Here is a 16,362-nt window from a genome sequence, read left to right on the forward strand (position 1 = left end):
TTCTGAGATTGGGAGAGTTGCAGAGTGAAACGATCCTTTGCCAGCCTGACAACCGCCGTTGCCCTTCTGTTGGCGCTCATCGCCGAACCGGCATCTGCACTGGGCGTGACAGACACCACAACGCCCTCGCCCCGCGTGAAAATAGAATTGGACGGGTACCCGTTGCAGGTGAACCCGGAACCGTTGATTTATGAAGGACGCACCCTCGTACCGTTCCGAGCCCTCGCCGAGTCGCTCGGTCTGACGGTCGGATTTGACGCGGGGACAGACACCGTGCACGCGGCCAACGGACAGATGGACATCCGCATGCAGATCGGCCGACACACCGCCACCGTCAACGGTCAGCCGGTCGCACTGGATGTGCCGCCGATGATCCTGCAAGACCGCACCTTTGTCCCGGCCCGCTTTTTGAGCGAATCGGTCGGTGCCAAAGTCTCGTGGGACGCGGCCAACGCCACGGTGGAGATCGCCTCGCAGCCGCGAGATCTGAACACATTGGTCTTCTACGGCCTCGGCTCGTATGACAAGCGCGGCTACCTGCCGAAATTTGATGAAGCGTCCTTCACTTGGTCGCGCCTGAACGCAACGGGGGATCTGGTGTTCGACGAAAGCGAATACCAATGGCCGCAGGAAGGGGCCGCCGATCTTCTGCGCGAAGTCCGCGAAGCCAAAGTCGGCACCTCGCTGATGGTCTTTTCGGAAAATGCGTCGGGAGAATTGACGCGCTTGTTGGAAGATAAACAGTTGCAGGAGCAGTTTATCCATACTTTGACGGCCAAACTGTTGAGCGAGGGCATCGAGAGCGCGGTGCTCGACTTCGAAACGCTCGGCAGGTACGGCGATGACATCGAAGCGGTGCAGGTCCAATACGCCGCGTTCGTTGAGCGTGTCGCCGAGGCCCTGCACGAACACGACCGCAAACTGACCGTCGTCGTCTCGCCGCTGAACGGGGCCTACCGAGGCTACGACTACAGAGCGATCGCGGCCCACGCAGACCACCTGTTCGTGATGGCCTACTCCTACATCGACGACAAACTCCCGCAACCGCTCGACCGCATCAACGAAGCGATCGAACTGGCGACCGCCGAAGTCGCTCCGCAAAAACTCCTTCTCGGCATCTCCGCCTTCAGCGAAACCCCGGAAACGGTGGGGCAGAAGATCGGACTGGCGAAGCGGCATAACTTGGACGGCGTCGGATTCTGGATCTTGAAACTGTTCGACGACCCGTTCATGCAAGGCGTGGAAAAGCAGTTGCTGATGGGGAAATAGGAATCAAACACGAAACGCAGTCTCTGTGAGACTGCGTTTTGTTGCATTTGTCCTCGGATGACGGCGGAATGATAAGAAAAAACGGCAGCCCCTCAACAGAGAGGCTGCCGTTTTTCCTATTCCATCACTTCATAGCCAAGCGCTTCTAAGATGACGATCGTCGAGCGGCGAGCGAAGTAGAACAGTGTCTTCGAGACGATGCCGACGACTTGGTATTCGGAGCCGAGGTGGTCGACTAAGATCCATTCGGTGAATTTCTTTTCGCTGTAGGAGTAGAGCCCTTGGATGCTAAAGTCTTGGCCGTTGCTGGTCAGCAGGGCGGCGTGAAGGGAAATGCCGTTCATGGTGAAGGTCAGGTGTTCCAAGCGGAAGCGATGTTCGACTTGGTTGACAGGCAAGATCTTCGACTCGACCTGGCTTATCGTGTCGCGAAGTGATTTTATCATGTCTCTCTCGCCTCTCCGGTTATAAATGGTATGGAAGACCTGGTTCGGGACACGCTAACCCTGATAAATTTCGAATGAAAGGGCGTGTGTACCTAAATGGTACAGGACACAAAGAACCAAAGTCAAACCCATAAATTGCCTGTTAATCAAATTTCCACCGTCGCCGACACGATTGTCGAGCAACTGGCCGCCTACGGGGTGCAGCGGATCTACGGGGTGCTCGGCGATACGTTTTTGGATCTGATGGACGCCATTGACCGCTCCAAACAAATCGAGTTCATCGCCGTCAAACACGAGTCCACCGCCGCCTTCATGGCCTCCGCTGAAGCAAAGCTCACGCGCCGCCTCGGCGTCTGTCTCGCCCAGTCCGGCCCTGGCATCGCCAATCTGCTCAACGGCCTTGGCGACGCCTATATGGACAAAGCTCCGGTGCTCGCCATCACCGGCCAAGTGCCGACAAACAAGATCGGCACAGACGCGAAACAATACATCGACCAGCAAGTGTTGATTCAGCCCCTCGCCGCCTACTCCGCCCAACTGTCGTCGCCGCAAGCGACGGTCGATCTGTTTGCGAAGGCGATTCAGACGGCGTTGCAGTGGAGCAAGGTGACGCACATCTCGGTGCCCAAAGACCTGTTTGCCATGCAGCAGACGAAGCCGGTGCGCACGTCGCCGCAGTTGATCGCCGGCGAGATGCAGGTGGACCCGACGGAGATCGAGCAGGCGGTTGCGATCTTGAAACAGGCGCAGCGGCCGGTCGTCGTCGCAGGCGTCGGCAGCAAGCCTGCCGCCGCGCACCTCACCGCGCTGTGCGACGCGCTCGGGGCCGGGCTGATCCTCTCGATGGGCGCGCGGGGCACGGTCGACGAGAGCTACCCAAACCTCCTCGGCGGCCTTGGCAAAGCGGGCAGCCCGCAGGCGTCGCACGTATTGAAAAAAGCGGACGTCGTCCTCCTCGCCGGAGACATGTGGTGGCCGGAAGGGTATGTGCCGGAAAACACCCGCATCGTACAGATCGACGTGCAGGGGGCCAACATCGGCTCCGCATTCCAAGTGGAACTCGGCGTGATCGGCTCGACGGAAAAGGTACTCCCGGCGCTGGTGCAGAACCTGCAAGGTCACAAGCCCGACCCGCAATGGCTGCAAGAGGTCCGGCAAGCCCGCCAGCAATGGAACGCGACCGTTGAGAGCGAAGCGTCGACAGAAGGCTCTCCGGTGCATCCGGCCCGCCTCGTGCGCGGGTTGCAACGAGCGGCGGCACAGGATGCGGTGATCTGCGTGGACACGGGGGATCACACGGTCTGGTTCAACCGCATCTTCCAAGCGCAGCCGGAGCAGGACGTGCTGTTCTCCGGGCAATGGCGCTCGATGGGCTTTGCGCTGCCCGCCGCGATGGCCGCCCAACTGGCTCAGCCAAAGCGACAAGTGGTCGCGCTGATCGGCGACGGCTGCCTCGGCATGTCGCTGGCCGATCTCTCGACGGCGGCCAGATACGATCTGCCGGTGAAATTGGTCATCGTCAACAACGGCCAACTCCAGATGGAAACCGACCGCCAGATCGTCGGCCGTCACAGCCGGATCGGGTCGGAGTTGACCAACCCCGATTTTGTCAAGATCGCCGAAGCCTGCGGACTGGCCGGGTTTAAAGTCACCGACTCCTCGGAGCTCGACCAGATCCTCTCGCAAGCGTTCTCCCTGCCAGGTCCCGTGCTGGTCGATGTGTCGACCGACGCGGTGGTGTTCCCGGTCACGGAGCCGAAGGAAGCGTAATTTTAGGAAACGCCGTCCATGTCATGGACGGCGTTTTTCTGCTGGAACTATTCATCTGCCAATTCTTTCAGGCGGTTCGTCAGGTCATCCAGTTCGGCAAAGGCGTCGACCATCTGCGCTACACGTTCGCCTTGGGCTTCCACGTTGCCGAGCACTTGCTCGATGGCGGCGGTCGCTTGCTGGGAGATGGCGGAGACGGACGTCGTCTCTTCCACGATGTGGCGGGAGGCAGACTGGAGATGGTGGACGAGCGCGTCCAGATCGCCTGCGTGGCGGACGACCGAGTCGGTGTTGCGGGCGAAGCGGTCGAAGACGTCACGCACGCGGTCGACGACCGCCAACGACTGTTGCATCGCCGTCTGGCCGCTGCCGATCTGGCGGGCGACCTGTTCGGATTTGACTTGGATGTCGCTCAGGATCGTCGCGACATGCTCGGCGGAGCGGCTGGAGTTCTCCGCCAGTTTCCGCACTTCGTCGGCGACCACCGCAAATCCGCGCCCATGCTCCCCGGCGCGGGCCGCTTCGATGGCGGCGTTGAGCGCGAGCAGGTTGGTCTGACCGGCGATGGCGGTGATCGAATCGAGGATCTCGCCGATCTGCCGGGTCTGTTCGTTCAGCTCCCGGATCAAGGCGGCCGTCTGGCCGATGCCGGTGTTCACGATGTCCATCGCATTTGTCATCGTCTCGATCTCGCGGGAGCCTTGCGCGGTGACTTGCGCGTTTTCGCCGGAGATCTCCCGCACCTGCGAGGAGGAACGGGCGACCGACTGGATGCTGTCATCGACGACCTGCACCTGCTCGGAGATACCGGTGACGTTGTGCGTCTGGTGGGAGAGGCCGGATGCCATCTCGGTAAAGGAGACGGTCAACTCGGTCGACAGTTCGCCGGTCATCGCCGCATTTTCCCGTTGTTCGCGGTTGAAGCGTTGCAGATTTTCCGTCGCCAGCAGGATCTGTTCGAGAACAGACTCTGCCTTCGATTGGGACGCCAATGCGTCGAGGCGCTGGCGTTCGAGTTCCAGCTGGCTCTTGCGCGACAGAGAGGCGCGTACGAGCAGCATGGCGACGATGTACAGGTAAAATTGCACCATCAAGACGAATTGGAAGACCGCTTCGTCCCCGACGAACATTTCTTCGCGATGCATGAAGAACAGCCAAAAGAGATAGCCTGTCCCGATCAGGCCTTGCATCACGACCGGGCGGTAGTCGTCGTATAAGGAAGCTGCCACCAAGCACATGTACAACAACATGCACACCACGACACTGGGAGCATGTTCGATCACGCTGATGTTCGAGATGCTCATCCCGATCAGGATCAGGTAGGAGTTAAACTTCGGCCAAGAGTTTCGCACATGCAAGATTTGAGCGATCAGCAGGGTCGTGCCGGCGGCCGCCACAAATTTGAGGATGGTGGAGAGATAAGAATCGAGCAGGAAGTAAGAGCCCAATCCCAAGAAAAAGAGGAACCAACAGATTGTGAGCAGAAGACGATTTCTTTGATGCAGGACTGTCAGGCGTTCCATAGGAGATTCCTCCAAAAGATAGTGTTGGATCAAAGATAATGGATTATTTAAAACGTTTCAAATGGTGCAATAGGCGATTTGACGGCCACTGGCGGGCAAGAGGTCGCATTATCGCGGCAAAGCGCACCAGATCGAGTGTTGTCAATATTGTTAAAGTGCTAAAAGAAGCCCTCTGTCACGTGACAGAGGGCTTACTCAGTTTGGCATTTAGTTAAGGGCTTACTCTTCCTCTCCAGCCGCTTCCAACTCGGCCCATTCTTCCATCAGGGCTTCGAGCTCCGTCTTGGCGGCGGCGACCTCGTCCGTTTTTTGAGCGGCGAGTTCGTGGTTGGAGAAGACGTCCGGCTCGCAGAGTTCCGCTTCGACGCGGGAGATGATCTCTTCGAGCTCGTTGATGCGCGTCTCGACTTTGTTCAGGCGGTCGAGGCGGCGGCGTTCGATGCGTTGGCGCTCTTTCTCTTGCTGGCGGCGCAGGCCCGCGTCGCCGGTCGGGGTGTCCGATTTGGCGGTCGCTTTTGCGGCGGAGGCGGGTGCGTTCGCTTCGGCGGCGCGTTTTTCCGCTTCGATCTCTTCCAATTTCTCGATGTAGTCGTCGTAGTTGCCCATGTAGGACGTGACGCCGTCTGCCGTCATCTCGATGATCCGCGTGGCGAGTCGGTTCAGGAAGTAGCGGTCATGGGAGATGAAGAACAGCGTGCCCGGATAATCTTCGAGTGCATTTTCCAATACTTCTTTGGAAAGCAGATCGAGATGGTTGGTCGGCTCGTCGAGGATGAGCAGGTTAGCGTTTTGCAGCATCAGTTTCGCCAGCGCGACGCGGGCTTTTTCACCGCCGGAGAGGGCGGAGACCGGCTTCATCACGTCGTCGCCGGAGAAGAGGAAGTTGCCGAGCACGGTGCGCACGCGGGTCTGCTCCAGATGGCGATACTGATCCCAGACTTCGTCGAGCACGTTTTTCGCCAAGTTGAGGTCTTCCTGCTCCTGCGTGTAGTAACCGACGGAGACGTGCGTGCCGAGTTTGATCCGACCGTCCAGCGGCTGGTTGCGACCGGTGATCGCTTTGAGCAGCGTCGTTTTGCCGATGCCGTTCGGGCCGATCAAGGCGACGCGCTCGCCCCGGTAGAGGTTGAGGTCGACATGCTCGGCCAGCTTTTTGCCCGGATAGCCGAGCGAGACGTCCTGCACCTGCAACACTTCATGGCCGGACTGCTTTTCGATGTTGAAGGAGAAATGGGCCTGCTCCTGCGAGAGGATCGGGCGGTCGATGCGCTCGATCTTCTCCAGCATCTTGCGGCGGCTCTGAGCGCGCTTGGTAGTGGTGGCGCGCACGATGTTGCGGCGGATGAAGTCTTCCATTTTGGCGATCTCCGACTGCTGCTGTTCGTAGCGTTTGGTCTGCTGTTCGAGGTCGGCCGCCTTTTGCTCCAAAAATTCGGAGTAGTTGCCCCGCCAGCGCTTCGTTTTGCCACGATCCATCTCAAAGATCACGTTGATCAGCGAGTCAAGGAAATAGCGGTCATGGGAGACGAGCAGAACGGCGCCCGGATAGGACTTTAAATAGCCTTCGAGCCAGGTCACAGTGCGGATGTCGAGGTAGTTGGTCGGCTCGTCGAGGATCAGGAGATCCGGCTGGGTGAGCAGCAGTTTACCAAGGCCGAGGCGGGTCTTTTGGCCGCCGGAGAGCGAGTTGACGGTGCGGCTGTGCATCGCTTCCGGGAAATCAAGCCCGTGCAGCAGCGAGCGAACTTTCGCTTCGATGGCAAAGCCTTCGCGGTCGGTAAAGTCCTGCTGGTGTCGCGCGTACTCTTCGGAGAGCTGGGTGAAGAGGGCTTCATTTTCATAGACGGACGGCTCGGCCATGCGCGTTTCGAGGTCGCGCATCTTCTGCTCGATCCGGCGGACGTTTTCGTAGACGGAGATCATCTCGTCCCAGATCGTGCGCTCGGAGTCGATCTTCGACGTCTGCGCGAGATAGCCGACGCTGGTCTCTTTGGAAATATGGACAGAGCCGGAGTCGGGCGTGATCTCCCCGGCGATGATTTTCAGCAGGGTCGATTTGCCTGCGCCGTTGATCCCGATCAGGCCGACCCGCTCGCGGTCTTGGACCACCAGCGTCGCGCCGTCGAGGATGACGTCGGTGCCGTATGCTTTTTTTATGTCGGTCGCGTTTACGAGGATCATGTTTTCGTGTCACCTAATTCCTGCAATTGTTTCCCCTAGTTTACATGAGGGGGAGGAGGTTCGGCAAACTTTTACATTCTTTGGTCGTCAACTTGTCCGTTCGTTCATATAGATGAAAGAGCGTAATGTTGAGCAACGAGGAGGAACAGACTCCATGCAAATGGATCTCTTGCTGTTTATCCAGAGTTTTGCCAATGGTTTTTTGGACATGATGTTTATCGCCTTGTCGTTCATCGGGGATGAGGAGTTTTACATGGCGGTCGTGCCGCTGATCTTCCTCGGCGTGCACAAGCAGGTCGGGGTGCGCCTTGGCATGGTGCTGGCGTTTTCGACGTTTGCCAATGAGGCGATGAAATGGTTTTTTGCCACGCCGCGGCCGATTGGGGTCGAGGGCATTCGCAATCTGTACGTGGAATCGGCTCCGGGGTATTCGTTCCCGAGCGGGCATTCGCAAGGATCGGCGACGTTTTGGTTTTATTTGGCGACGCAGGTCAAGCGCGGGTGGTTTACTGTGTGTGCGGCGGTGTTGGTGCTGCTGATCATGTTGTCGCGGATGTACCTCGGGGTGCATTGGCCGATTGACGTGCTCGGCGGGCTGGTGTTCGGGCTCTTGGCGGTGTCTGCGTTTGTGTGGGTGGATGCTTGGCAGAAAGCGCGCGGACTGCCGCTTTGGGTGATGGTGGCGGGAGCGGTGTTGGTGCCGCTCGGGCTGTTGCTGGTGTATCAAGAGCCGGACGGGCGCAAGATGGTCGGGTTTTTGATCGGGTTTGGCGTGGCCTATCTGATCGAGAAAGAGACGGTCGGGATGCGTCTGGCCAAGCGGTGGACGCGACGCATCCTGCCGGTGCTGGTCGGTGTGGGCGGGGTGTTTCTGCTGCGTGCGCTGCTGAAGTCTGTGCTGCCGGAGGAAGCGCCGTTTGACATGCTCCGCTATGTGATCATCGGATTCTGGGGCGCGTGGGTGGCACCGTGGCTGTTTGTGAAAGTGGGCTGGTATCCGGGGAAAGGGACTCAGCATCCATCCTGACTTTGGTCGGGGTGGATTTTGTTTTATACTGGGAGCAACAGGAAGGGGAGTGTCGGAGTGGACAAGAAAGCGATGCGGCAGGAACTGTTGGCGAAGCGAAAGGCGTTGACGGAGGTGCAACGGCGGGAGTATGAGGAGGCGATCCTGCGGCAGTTGACGGCGATGCCGGAGGTGCAGGAGGCAAAGGTGCTGCTCTTGTATCTCGATTTTCGCGGGGAAGTGAGCAGCGAGGGAATGATCCGCTGGGGGATCGCGCAGGGCAAGACGGTGTGCGCCCCGGTGACGGTGGTCGACGAACGGCGGCTGATCCCGGTGCGAATCGAGGCGGCGGGAGAGTACGACGTCGGCGCATACGGCATCCGCGAGCCGAAGATGCGGGAGGATCGGGTGGTCGGCGTCGAGGCGATCGACGCGGTGATCTTGCCGGGTGTGGGATTTGACCGAAAAGGGGGGCGGCTCGGGTACGGCGGCGGCTACTATGACCGATTTCTGCCGCGCCTGCGCCCGGACGCGAACAAGATCGCGGTGGCGTATGAGGTGCAGGTGATCGAGGCGGTGCCGATGGAGGAGCATGATACGATCTTGGATGCATTGGTGACGGAGACGGGGGTTTGGAGGCGAGATTAAGAACAAGGCCCGACTTGAGAGACAGGAATCGAATCTTGCGGAGCCAGAGAGAATCGCATGAACGGTCTTTGGTTCGCATGATTTACAAAGAAAAGCCTGCCCCTTCGTAACCGGGCAGGCCAATATCATCCGCAATGATCTTCTGTCAACGCCGCATTATATCGGCAGGTTCTGTTCTTGCCGGTGCTCTTGGCGATGTACATCGCTTGGTCGGCGCAGTCGATCAGCTGTTGGTGGTTGCCGCACTGCGACGGGAACGAGGCGACGCCGACAGAGACGGATACGCGCAGGTGGTCCTGATTTTGCAGCGGGACGGCGACTTTGGCGATCTCGCGGCGCAGGTAGTCGGCCAGTTCGTACGCTTCGTCGAGGTCGGTGTCCGGCATCAAGATCGCCAGCTCCTCCCCCCCGGCTCGGCAGGGGACGTGGTAGGTGCCGCGCAACAGATCGGACAGGCGCTTGGAGATCGCCATCAACACCTCGTCGCCGATCAGATGGCCGTACGTGTCGTTGACCCGCTTGAAATTGTCGATGTCGAGCAGCATCAAGGACAGGTCTTTGCCGGTCTGCTTGGACTTTTCCACTTCGATGATGATCCGGCTGTGCAGGTACGTGTGGTTGTGCAGGCCGGTCAGTTGGTCGGTGACGGCGAGGGTGTGCAGGTCAAACGCATACTCCGCCACTTGGCGGTTGATCTGCTCCATCTCGGAGATCAGCTGCTCTTTTTCCTGCAAGAGCCGGCTCGACTCGTTCTGGCGCAGGTTTTCCATCAAGGAAAGCAAAGGAAACGCCAACGAGGTCAACGTAAAGACGCTCAGTCTCAACACCACATCGCGCAGTTCCGCCGCTCCCGGTGCCAAGAACAGGATCGCACCGTACAGGGCGTCAATCGACAACACAGTGAGCACGGAACGGCCAAATTTGAACAGATAGGCGCTCATCGTCATCGAGAGGAAGTAATAGAAGTACAGATCGCTCGCGACTCCGCTCTGCAACCAGAGCAGAGCGGAGATCACCGCCACGTCGAGCATCATGAACAGGTTCCAGACCTTCCATCGCCACTCGGAGCGTTGAAACAGCGCGATCAGCACGAGGGACGTGGAGAGGTAGTACCAAAACGCGGACATCACATATGGGTCAAAGGCACGTGTATCCGGCTGCCACGCAAACAACGGCAGCAATGTCGCCAGGAAGAATCGCACAGTGATCAAGGACGCCTCATAATGCGTCAGAAAACGAAAGAGGAACGACACAGCAACCGCTCCTTCCAGACGGGTTTGCAATTTCAAAGAAATCGAGTGATGATAGTAGTGTATCACATCTCCAGCGCCGAACAACAGTCCTGTCTTGGAGTATTATTTCAAAATTGAAAAAGTGTAAGCCCGATGATAAGATGTGAGGACTTGATACATATGAAAGGAATTTTAACTGCCGGTGGTCTGTCCCGTCGCATGGGACAAAAAAAGGCGTGGCTGGAATGGGGCGGTCAACCGATGATCCTCCATCTCCACCGGCTGCTCACTGCGGTCTGCGAGGATGTGGTGGTGGTCGCAAACGACCCCGACGACGAGCGGCGGCTCCGGGAGAGCGGGCTGCGCACCGTGCGGGACGTCTATGCCGGACAAGGTCCGTTGGCGGGGCTGCACGCGGGTTTGAGCGCGGGGTTTCCCGCTCTGCGTGAGGAAGAGGCGGTCTGTCTGGTCGGCTGCGACCTGCCGTTTTTGCGCGGTGAGGTGTTGCAGGATCTGGAGCGGGAACTGATGCTCGACGCAAAGGTGCAGGCAGCGGTGCCGCGTCTCTCGGACAAGATCCACCCGGTCTGCGCGGTGTACCGGGCGGACGTACGGGAGATCGCAGCGGCGCTTTTGCAAAACGAAGAAAACCGCATGCGCCGTTTTTTAGAGGCCGTGCGGACGAAGTATGTGGAGGCGACCGAGTGGGAACGACATGCCCCGTCGCCCTTTGCAAATGTGAACACGCCGGATGACTATCGCGAGGCGTGCATTCTATGGAAGAAAGAAGGTTTTTGATAGATGGAACCCTATCTGTTGGCACTGGGTTATGGCGGCGACCGCAAAGCGGCGGCTGCGTTTGAATGGGAGTTTCGCGTGCGAATCGGCGCGGAGCGGGCGGATGACGCGGCAGGTCGCGAGGCGTTTATCGAGCAATTCGCGGCGGTGACCGAAAACGGGCAGGAGTACGCGATCCCGGTGGAAGACCCGAGCGCGGACTATGTCCGCACGTTTGGCGAGTATGCCAAGCACGCGCTGGAGGAGCACGCGGACCTCTTTGTCTTTTACATCCTCGAAGACGCGATGACCGAAAAGCAGTTCAAGATCTATTTGAAAAAAGACGACCCGGAGTCGATCCTCGACGACCACCAGATCTACTGCGACGGCTTTGACGTGCCGCGTGACGGTCTGGTCTGGATGCAGGAGAAGGTCGGTTGCCGGTTTTACATCACGGAAGACCGCGAAGAGATGATGGTCGAATTTCCGGCAAAAGGGCCGGAAGAACTGCCGATGATCCAGTAAGAGGCAGTAAGAGGCAATCACCAGACAGAGGAGGCCAGAGAAGATGAAAAAGGAAGTCCGGGTGGAAGAAGCGATTGGCATGCGGCTCGCGCATGATCTGACGAGGATCGTGCCGGGGGAATTTAAAGGTCGCGCGTTTACGAAAGGTCATGTGATCACCGAGGCAGACATTCCAGGCCTGCTCAACATCGGCAAAGAGCACATCTACGTGCTGGAGTTGGAAGAGGGCGAACTGCACGAAAACGACGCGGCTCTGCGCATGGCGGGCGTGCTCGCGGGCGAACACATGACGTACGACGAGCCGCACGAAGGCAAAGTGGTGCTGAAGTCGTCGGTGCAAGGGCTGTTAAAAATCGACAAAGAGCGACTGCTGCGCATCAACATGATCGACGAGATCGCCGTCGTGGCGAAGGAAAACAACACCGTCCTGGAGCCGGGTGACAAGATCGCGGGACTGCGTGCCATCCCGCTGACGATCGCCGAAGAAAAAGTCGCGGATGTCGAAAAAATTTCCCGGGAAAGTAACGTGTTTACCGTGAAACCGTTTCGCAAGCTCCGCGTCGGCATCGTCACCACCGGCTCGGAAGTGCTGAAAGGGCGGATCGAGGATAAATTTGGCCCGGTCGTGCGGGCGAAACTGGCTCATTTCGGCTCGGAGGTGATCGAGCAGAAGATCGTCGGCGATCTGATGGAAGACATTCAAAACGCGGTGCTCGATTTTCAAGCGCAGGGGGCGGACATGGTGATCTGCACCGGCGGCATGTCGGTCGACCCGGATGACCGCACGCCGGGGGCGATCCGCCGCGTGGCGGATGAGGTGGTGTCGTACGGCATCCCGATGTTGCCAGGCTCGATGATGATGCTGGCCTATCGCGAGGGCATGCCGATCTTCGGGCTGCCGGGCTGCGTGATCTTTGATCCGTTCACGTCGTTTGACGTGCTCCTGCCGCGCGTGTTGGCCGGGGAAAAAGTGACTCGGATCGAGATCGCGGAGCTCGGTCATGGAGGTCTGATCTAGATGAGGCTGTTTCTCTCGCTGGAAGAAGCGTGGGAGGAGATCGGGGCACGGACGACAACGCTTGGCACGGAGCTGGTGGCGTTGCACGACGCGTACGGTCGGCGGCTCGCGTCGCCCGTGCAAAGCAAGATGGCATTTCCGCCGTTCGACCGTTCTGCGTTGGACGGGTATGCGGTGCTGGCAGACGATGTGGCGGGAGCGGCCCCCGATGCGCCGGTCTGGCTGGATGTGATCGAGGAGGTCGGCGCGGGACGCGTCCCGGAGCGGGTCGTCGGTCCCGGACAGGCCGTTCGGATCATGACGGGAGCACCGATCCCGGTCGGTGCCGATGCGGTTGTGCGATTGGAAGGCACGGAGCGCGATGCGGACGGCGGGCGGGTCAAAGTGATGCTCGCCGTCCCGCGCGGCGAAGCGATCTCCGTCCAAGGCGAGGACGCGCCTGCGGGCACGTTGCTGCTCACGCCGGGAGTGCGCATCGGCGCAGCGGAGACAGCGGTGCTGGCGACAAACGGCGAAGGCACCGTCTCCGTCTACCGCCGTCCCCGCGTGGGGATCCTCGTGTCCGGCGAAGAGGTGCGGCCGCTCGGATCGACGCTCGATCCCGGCCAGATCTACGACAGCAACGGACCGATGCTGGCCGCGCTCGTGCGGGACAGCGGCTGTGAGCCGGTGCTGTACGGGCAGGTCGGCGACGATCTCGCCGGCACGGCGGATACCGTGCGGCGGGCGGCCGAGGAGTGCGACCTCGTGCTCACCACCGGCGGGGTGTCGGTCGGCGACTATGACTTGATGCGCGAGGCGTATGTGCAGGCGGGCGGGGAACTGTATTTCTGGAAAGTGAAGATCCGCCCGGGCACGCCGGTCACGTTTGCCGGGATCGGCGGGACGCCGATGGTCGGGCTGTCGGGCAATCCGGCTGCGGCATTTGTCAATTACGTGCTGCTCGTCGTCCCGCTCTTGAATAAGCTGGCGGGCGATCCCGAGCCTTTGCATCGGCCGCTTCGGGCGGTGCTCGACTCGCAGATCGAAGCACGTCCGATCGGCCTCGACCGATTCTTGCGGGCGTATGTAGGGGTCAAAGACGGGGTCGTCACCGTATCGGTGCCAGGCAAAGGGCAAAAGGCGGGCATCCTCACCTCGCTGCTCGGCGTGCAGGGACTGGTGCGCATCCCGGCCCATCAGGAACCGGGACAGGGGCAGTTGGTCGACGTGTATCTGTTGCCGGAGTTCTCGCGATGAGCCGCGTGCCCGCCGTGGCGGTGGTCGGCTATAAAAATACGGGCAAGACCACGCTGGTCGCCCGCCTCGTCGCCGCTTTCCAGCAGGAGGGCTGCCGCGTCGGCACGTGCAAGCACGACGGCGGCCACGACTTCGAATACGACCGACCCGGCACCGACTCGCAGCAACATCGCGAGGCCGGAGCGGCTGTGACGTTGCTCGCCTCCCGTACGAAGGCGGTGCTGGGAATGTTCTACGGCGAGCAAGGACAGCCGGAGCCGGAGTTGGAGACGTGGCTCGATCTGCTGTCCGCTCCCGAGCACGGGCTGGACCTGATCCTCGTCGAAGGCTGGAAAAGGTCCGATCTGCCCAAGATCGTCCTGCTCGGTCCCGAGAAAATTGAACGAATCACGAACGTTCTCGCGTACGCCGCCGATTGTAAAGGCTCTTCAATTGCAGACGATGGGCGGCAGGTGTATGATAGAGAAGACATCGATTCATTCGTTCAATTGATCAAGGAGCAGGTGCTCGGCAAGCGTTGAGCGGTTCCTTGTATATCGACTATCGACTATCGGGAGGAATACACATGCTGTCCAATATCGGTTTTCCGGGCTTGATCCTCATCTTGATCATCGCTCTGATCGTATTTGGTCCGAACAAACTGCCGGAGGTCGGCCGCGCGTTTGGCCGCACGTTGAAAGAATTCAAATCGGCGACCAAAGGTCTGGCTGACGACGACGAAGACAAGAAGGAAAAGCCCGCTCTGGCATCCGCTGACAAACAGTAATCGAGATTTGCACGGAGCCAGAGAGGAGTGCAGCCTTTGAGCGAGCAGACCCAAGATCAACATTTAGTCTCACATCTCGCCGAACTGCGCAAGCGGATCATCTGGACGCTGGTCGTCTTTATCGTGTTCTTGGCTGTCACCTTCATCTGGGTGCAGCCGATCTACGAGTTTCTCGTGAGCGACGCCACCCGGCTGTTCCCGGATATGAAGATGGACCGATTGGTCGCGCTGGGGCCGGGCGAAGTGTTGCGCGTGTATTTCACCGTCGCGGGGCTGACAGCGCTCGGATTTACCCTGCCGGTGCTTCTGTTCCAGATCTGGGCGTTCATCCGTCCGGCGCTGGAGGAGCGCGAGGCGCAGATGGCGTTGCGCTTTTTGCCGCTTGTGCTCGGGATGTTCGTGTTTGGTATCCTGTTCGGGTACTATTTCGTCTTCCCGCTCTTGTACAAGTTTTTGTACCAACTCGGGAGCCAGACGTTCACGTTGCAATACACGGCGGCGAACTACTTTGGTTTTATGTCGAACATCGTCATCCCGTTCGGCTTTATCTTTGAAATGCCGGTCGCGGTGATGTTCTTGACCCGCATCGGCATCCTCACGCCGCAGACGCTGATCAAGGTGCGCAAATACGCGTACTTTGGCATCATCGTCATCGCGTCGATGATTTCGCCGCCCGACTTTATCTCGCATCTCTCCGTCGCGGCTCCGATGTTCGTGCTCTATGAGGTGTCGATCCTGATCGCCAAATGGAGCTGGAAGAAACGTCAACAATCCCTCGCCGAAGCGGAAGCCCGCTATGCGGCGGAGGAGCAGGAATAATACGCAACATAAAAAAGGACGAGCCCCTCGGGACTCGTCTTTTTTTGCGTTTATTCTCCGCCGCCCCCGTCACTGCCGTCGCTGCTGTCAAAGCCGGAGGAGGAGATGCCGGCGAGCGCGCCTTCGAGCAGGATCAGGTCGAACGTTTCGAGGCCTTGGTACTGGGAGGCTTCGGCGTAGAGCGTCAGTTGCAACTCGCTGTGTTGCTGCTCGTTGCGGTAGTCGCGCAGGAAGGACTGCACCGCCGGATGGAGCAACGCATACCGTGAGTGCCAGCGAAACTGCGAGTCGCGGTTGAGCAGGTGGAAGCGGTAGAGGATCACGTCGAGGGCGTGGTCCGGCTCGATGCCGAGCAAGCTCAAGGTCTGGGCTTGTTTGATCACGCCGCTTTTCAGGAATTTGTTTTCTTTAAATGATTGAAGCCACAATCCATGCAGCCGCTGCACCTCGACCGGTTCGCGGCGGCTCCACAGCAGGGCCCAGGCAAAGCGGACGGTGTCTTCCGTTTTCGGCATGCCGAGCCCGACGAGCTGCCGGTAGCCGTTTTCGACATCGTCGACCAGATCGGCGGGACGCTTGTTCGGATGGAGGCCGACGGCGATCGTCATCAACGGCAGCAGGCGGCCGGAGGTGAGGAAGCGATGCCGTTTGCGCCACTCGCGGTAGACAGCGAGCAGCCTGGTCACGCGGTCGTCGGGATCGATCCCGGTGTCGGACGACATCTGTTGCAAGGTGAGGAGCACGGTGATCACCACCTGCGTCGAGGACAGGAAGCGGGAGAGGCGGTGTTCCTTGACCGTCTGCTCCACTTCCTGATAGATGCCGATCGTTTGGTTCGGAGAGTAGCGGCCGCGCGTCAAAAACGCAGCGGCGATGTGACGCATCCGCTTCAGCTCCGAATCGGAGGAGGCGGTGCGGTCGATCTCGGCCGCCGTCTCCCAATATCTCTTCTCCTGTTCCGGGCTCATGCCGGCGATCATCGTCGCCAGGAACAGGCGCTTGTTGTCGGTGAGTTTGTTCATGGTGTCGGGATGTGTTTTTAATTCTTGGTATTTACGAATTACACTCTCGATCATTGCTTTCACCACCCCATACGGTATACCCCACCTATATTTTACTGGAAACGAAGGAAACCGTCGATGA

At 59.4% G+C, this 16,362-nt stretch carries 16 protein-coding genes; 11 read left to right on the forward strand and 5 right to left on the reverse strand.

Annotated features, from left to right (window positions below; genetic code table 11):
* Positions 1-24: 24 nt before the first annotated feature.
* A complete protein-coding gene (locus OS242_RS19055) occupies positions 25-1,269 on the forward strand; it encodes a stalk domain-containing protein (RefSeq protein ID WP_267153290.1) in 1,245 nt (414 codons plus the stop codon).
* A gap of 116 nt (positions 1,270-1,385) precedes the next feature.
* Here the strand turns inward: OS242_RS19055 and OS242_RS19060 are convergent, their stop codons facing one another.
* Complete coding sequence (locus OS242_RS19060) at positions 1,386-1,715, reverse strand: hypothetical protein (RefSeq protein ID WP_267153291.1); 330 nt, start codon at positions 1,713-1,715, stop codon at positions 1,386-1,388.
* A 96-nt stretch (positions 1,716-1,811) separates the two neighbouring features.
* Between OS242_RS19060 and OS242_RS19065 the strand changes: the two genes are divergently transcribed.
* Positions 1,812-3,485, forward strand: a complete 1,674-nt coding sequence (locus OS242_RS19065) for a thiamine pyrophosphate-binding protein (protein WP_267153292.1) — start codon at positions 1,812-1,814, stop codon at positions 3,483-3,485.
* Positions 3,486-3,532: 47 nt separating this feature from the next.
* On the opposite strand, the gene OS242_RS19070 is transcribed toward OS242_RS19065, so the two are convergent.
* Both OS242_RS19070 and OS242_RS19075 read right to left on the reverse strand, forming a co-directional pair.
* Positions 3,533-5,008 (reverse strand): methyl-accepting chemotaxis protein, encoded by a 1,476-nt coding sequence (locus OS242_RS19070; protein ID WP_267153293.1) that lies wholly within the window; start codon positions 5,006-5,008, stop codon positions 3,533-3,535.
* Positions 5,009-5,227: 219 nt separating this feature from the next.
* The gene (locus OS242_RS19075) at positions 5,228-7,189 is read right to left on the reverse strand and encodes an ABC-F family ATP-binding cassette domain-containing protein (RefSeq protein WP_267153294.1); all 1,962 of its coding nucleotides are present in this window, start codon (positions 7,187-7,189) and stop codon (positions 5,228-5,230) included.
* A gap of 154 nt (positions 7,190-7,343) precedes the next feature.
* Here OS242_RS19075 and OS242_RS19080 point away from each other — a divergent pair, with 154 nt between their 5' ends.
* Together OS242_RS19080 and OS242_RS19085 are read left to right on the forward strand one after the other, a co-directional pair.
* Positions 7,344-8,216: a phosphatase PAP2 family protein gene (locus tag OS242_RS19080; RefSeq protein WP_267153295.1), complete on the forward strand. Its 873-nt coding sequence runs from the start codon at positions 7,344-7,346 to the stop codon at positions 8,214-8,216.
* A 57-nt stretch (positions 8,217-8,273) separates the two neighbouring features.
* Positions 8,274-8,843: a 5-formyltetrahydrofolate cyclo-ligase gene (locus tag OS242_RS19085; protein WP_267153296.1), complete on the forward strand. Its 570-nt coding sequence runs from the start codon at positions 8,274-8,276 to the stop codon at positions 8,841-8,843.
* 125 nt (positions 8,844-8,968) lie between these two features.
* On the opposite strand, the gene OS242_RS19090 is transcribed toward OS242_RS19085, so the two are convergent.
* A complete protein-coding gene (locus OS242_RS19090; RefSeq protein ID WP_267153297.1) occupies positions 8,969-10,096 on the reverse strand; it encodes a GGDEF domain-containing protein in 1,128 nt (375 codons plus the stop codon).
* A gap of 159 nt (positions 10,097-10,255) precedes the next feature.
* Between OS242_RS19090 and mobA the strand changes: the two genes are divergently transcribed.
* The 7 genes from mobA to tatC are packed head-to-tail and all read left to right on the forward strand — an operon-like array spanning position 10,256 to position 15,219.
* Complete coding sequence (mobA, locus tag OS242_RS19095; RefSeq protein WP_267153298.1) at positions 10,256-10,873, forward strand: molybdenum cofactor guanylyltransferase; 618 nt, start codon at positions 10,256-10,258, stop codon at positions 10,871-10,873.
* A 3-nt stretch (positions 10,874-10,876) separates the two neighbouring features.
* Positions 10,877-11,377 carry a hypothetical protein gene (locus tag OS242_RS19100; RefSeq protein ID WP_267153299.1) on the forward strand — a complete coding sequence of 167 codons (501 nt, stop codon included), beginning with the start codon at positions 10,877-10,879 and terminating at the stop codon, positions 11,375-11,377.
* A gap of 43 nt (positions 11,378-11,420) precedes the next feature.
* Positions 11,421-12,395 (forward strand): molybdopterin-binding protein, encoded by a 975-nt coding sequence (locus OS242_RS19105; protein WP_267153300.1) that lies wholly within the window; start codon positions 11,421-11,423, stop codon positions 12,393-12,395.
* On the forward strand, positions 12,396-13,634 hold the full coding sequence (locus OS242_RS19110; protein WP_267153301.1) for a molybdopterin molybdotransferase MoeA: 1,239 nt from the start codon (positions 12,396-12,398) through the stop codon (positions 13,632-13,634).
* Positions 13,631-14,155: a molybdopterin-guanine dinucleotide biosynthesis protein B gene (mobB, locus tag OS242_RS19115; protein ID WP_267153302.1), complete on the forward strand. Its 525-nt coding sequence runs from the start codon at positions 13,631-13,633 to the stop codon at positions 14,153-14,155. Before OS242_RS19110 ends, mobB begins: the two co-directional genes overlap by 4 nt.
* Positions 14,156-14,199: 44 nt before the next feature.
* Positions 14,200-14,400: a twin-arginine translocase TatA/TatE family subunit gene (locus OS242_RS19120; protein ID WP_267153303.1), complete on the forward strand. Its 201-nt coding sequence runs from the start codon at positions 14,200-14,202 to the stop codon at positions 14,398-14,400.
* 36 nt (positions 14,401-14,436) lie between these two features.
* Positions 14,437-15,219: a twin-arginine translocase subunit TatC gene (tatC, locus tag OS242_RS19125; protein ID WP_267153304.1), complete on the forward strand. Its 783-nt coding sequence runs from the start codon at positions 14,437-14,439 to the stop codon at positions 15,217-15,219.
* 50 nt (positions 15,220-15,269) lie between these two features.
* Here the strand turns inward: tatC and OS242_RS19130 are convergent, their stop codons facing one another.
* Positions 15,270-16,295, reverse strand: coding sequence for a DUF4003 family protein (locus OS242_RS19130; RefSeq protein WP_267153305.1), 1,026 nt, complete (start codon positions 16,293-16,295; stop codon positions 15,270-15,272).
* Between the last annotated feature and the right edge of the window lie 67 nt (positions 16,296-16,362).

It is taken from the genome of Tumebacillus lacus (assembly GCF_026410385.1).
GTDB lineage: Bacteria > Bacillota > Bacilli > Tumebacillales > Tumebacillaceae > Tumebacillus > Tumebacillus lacus.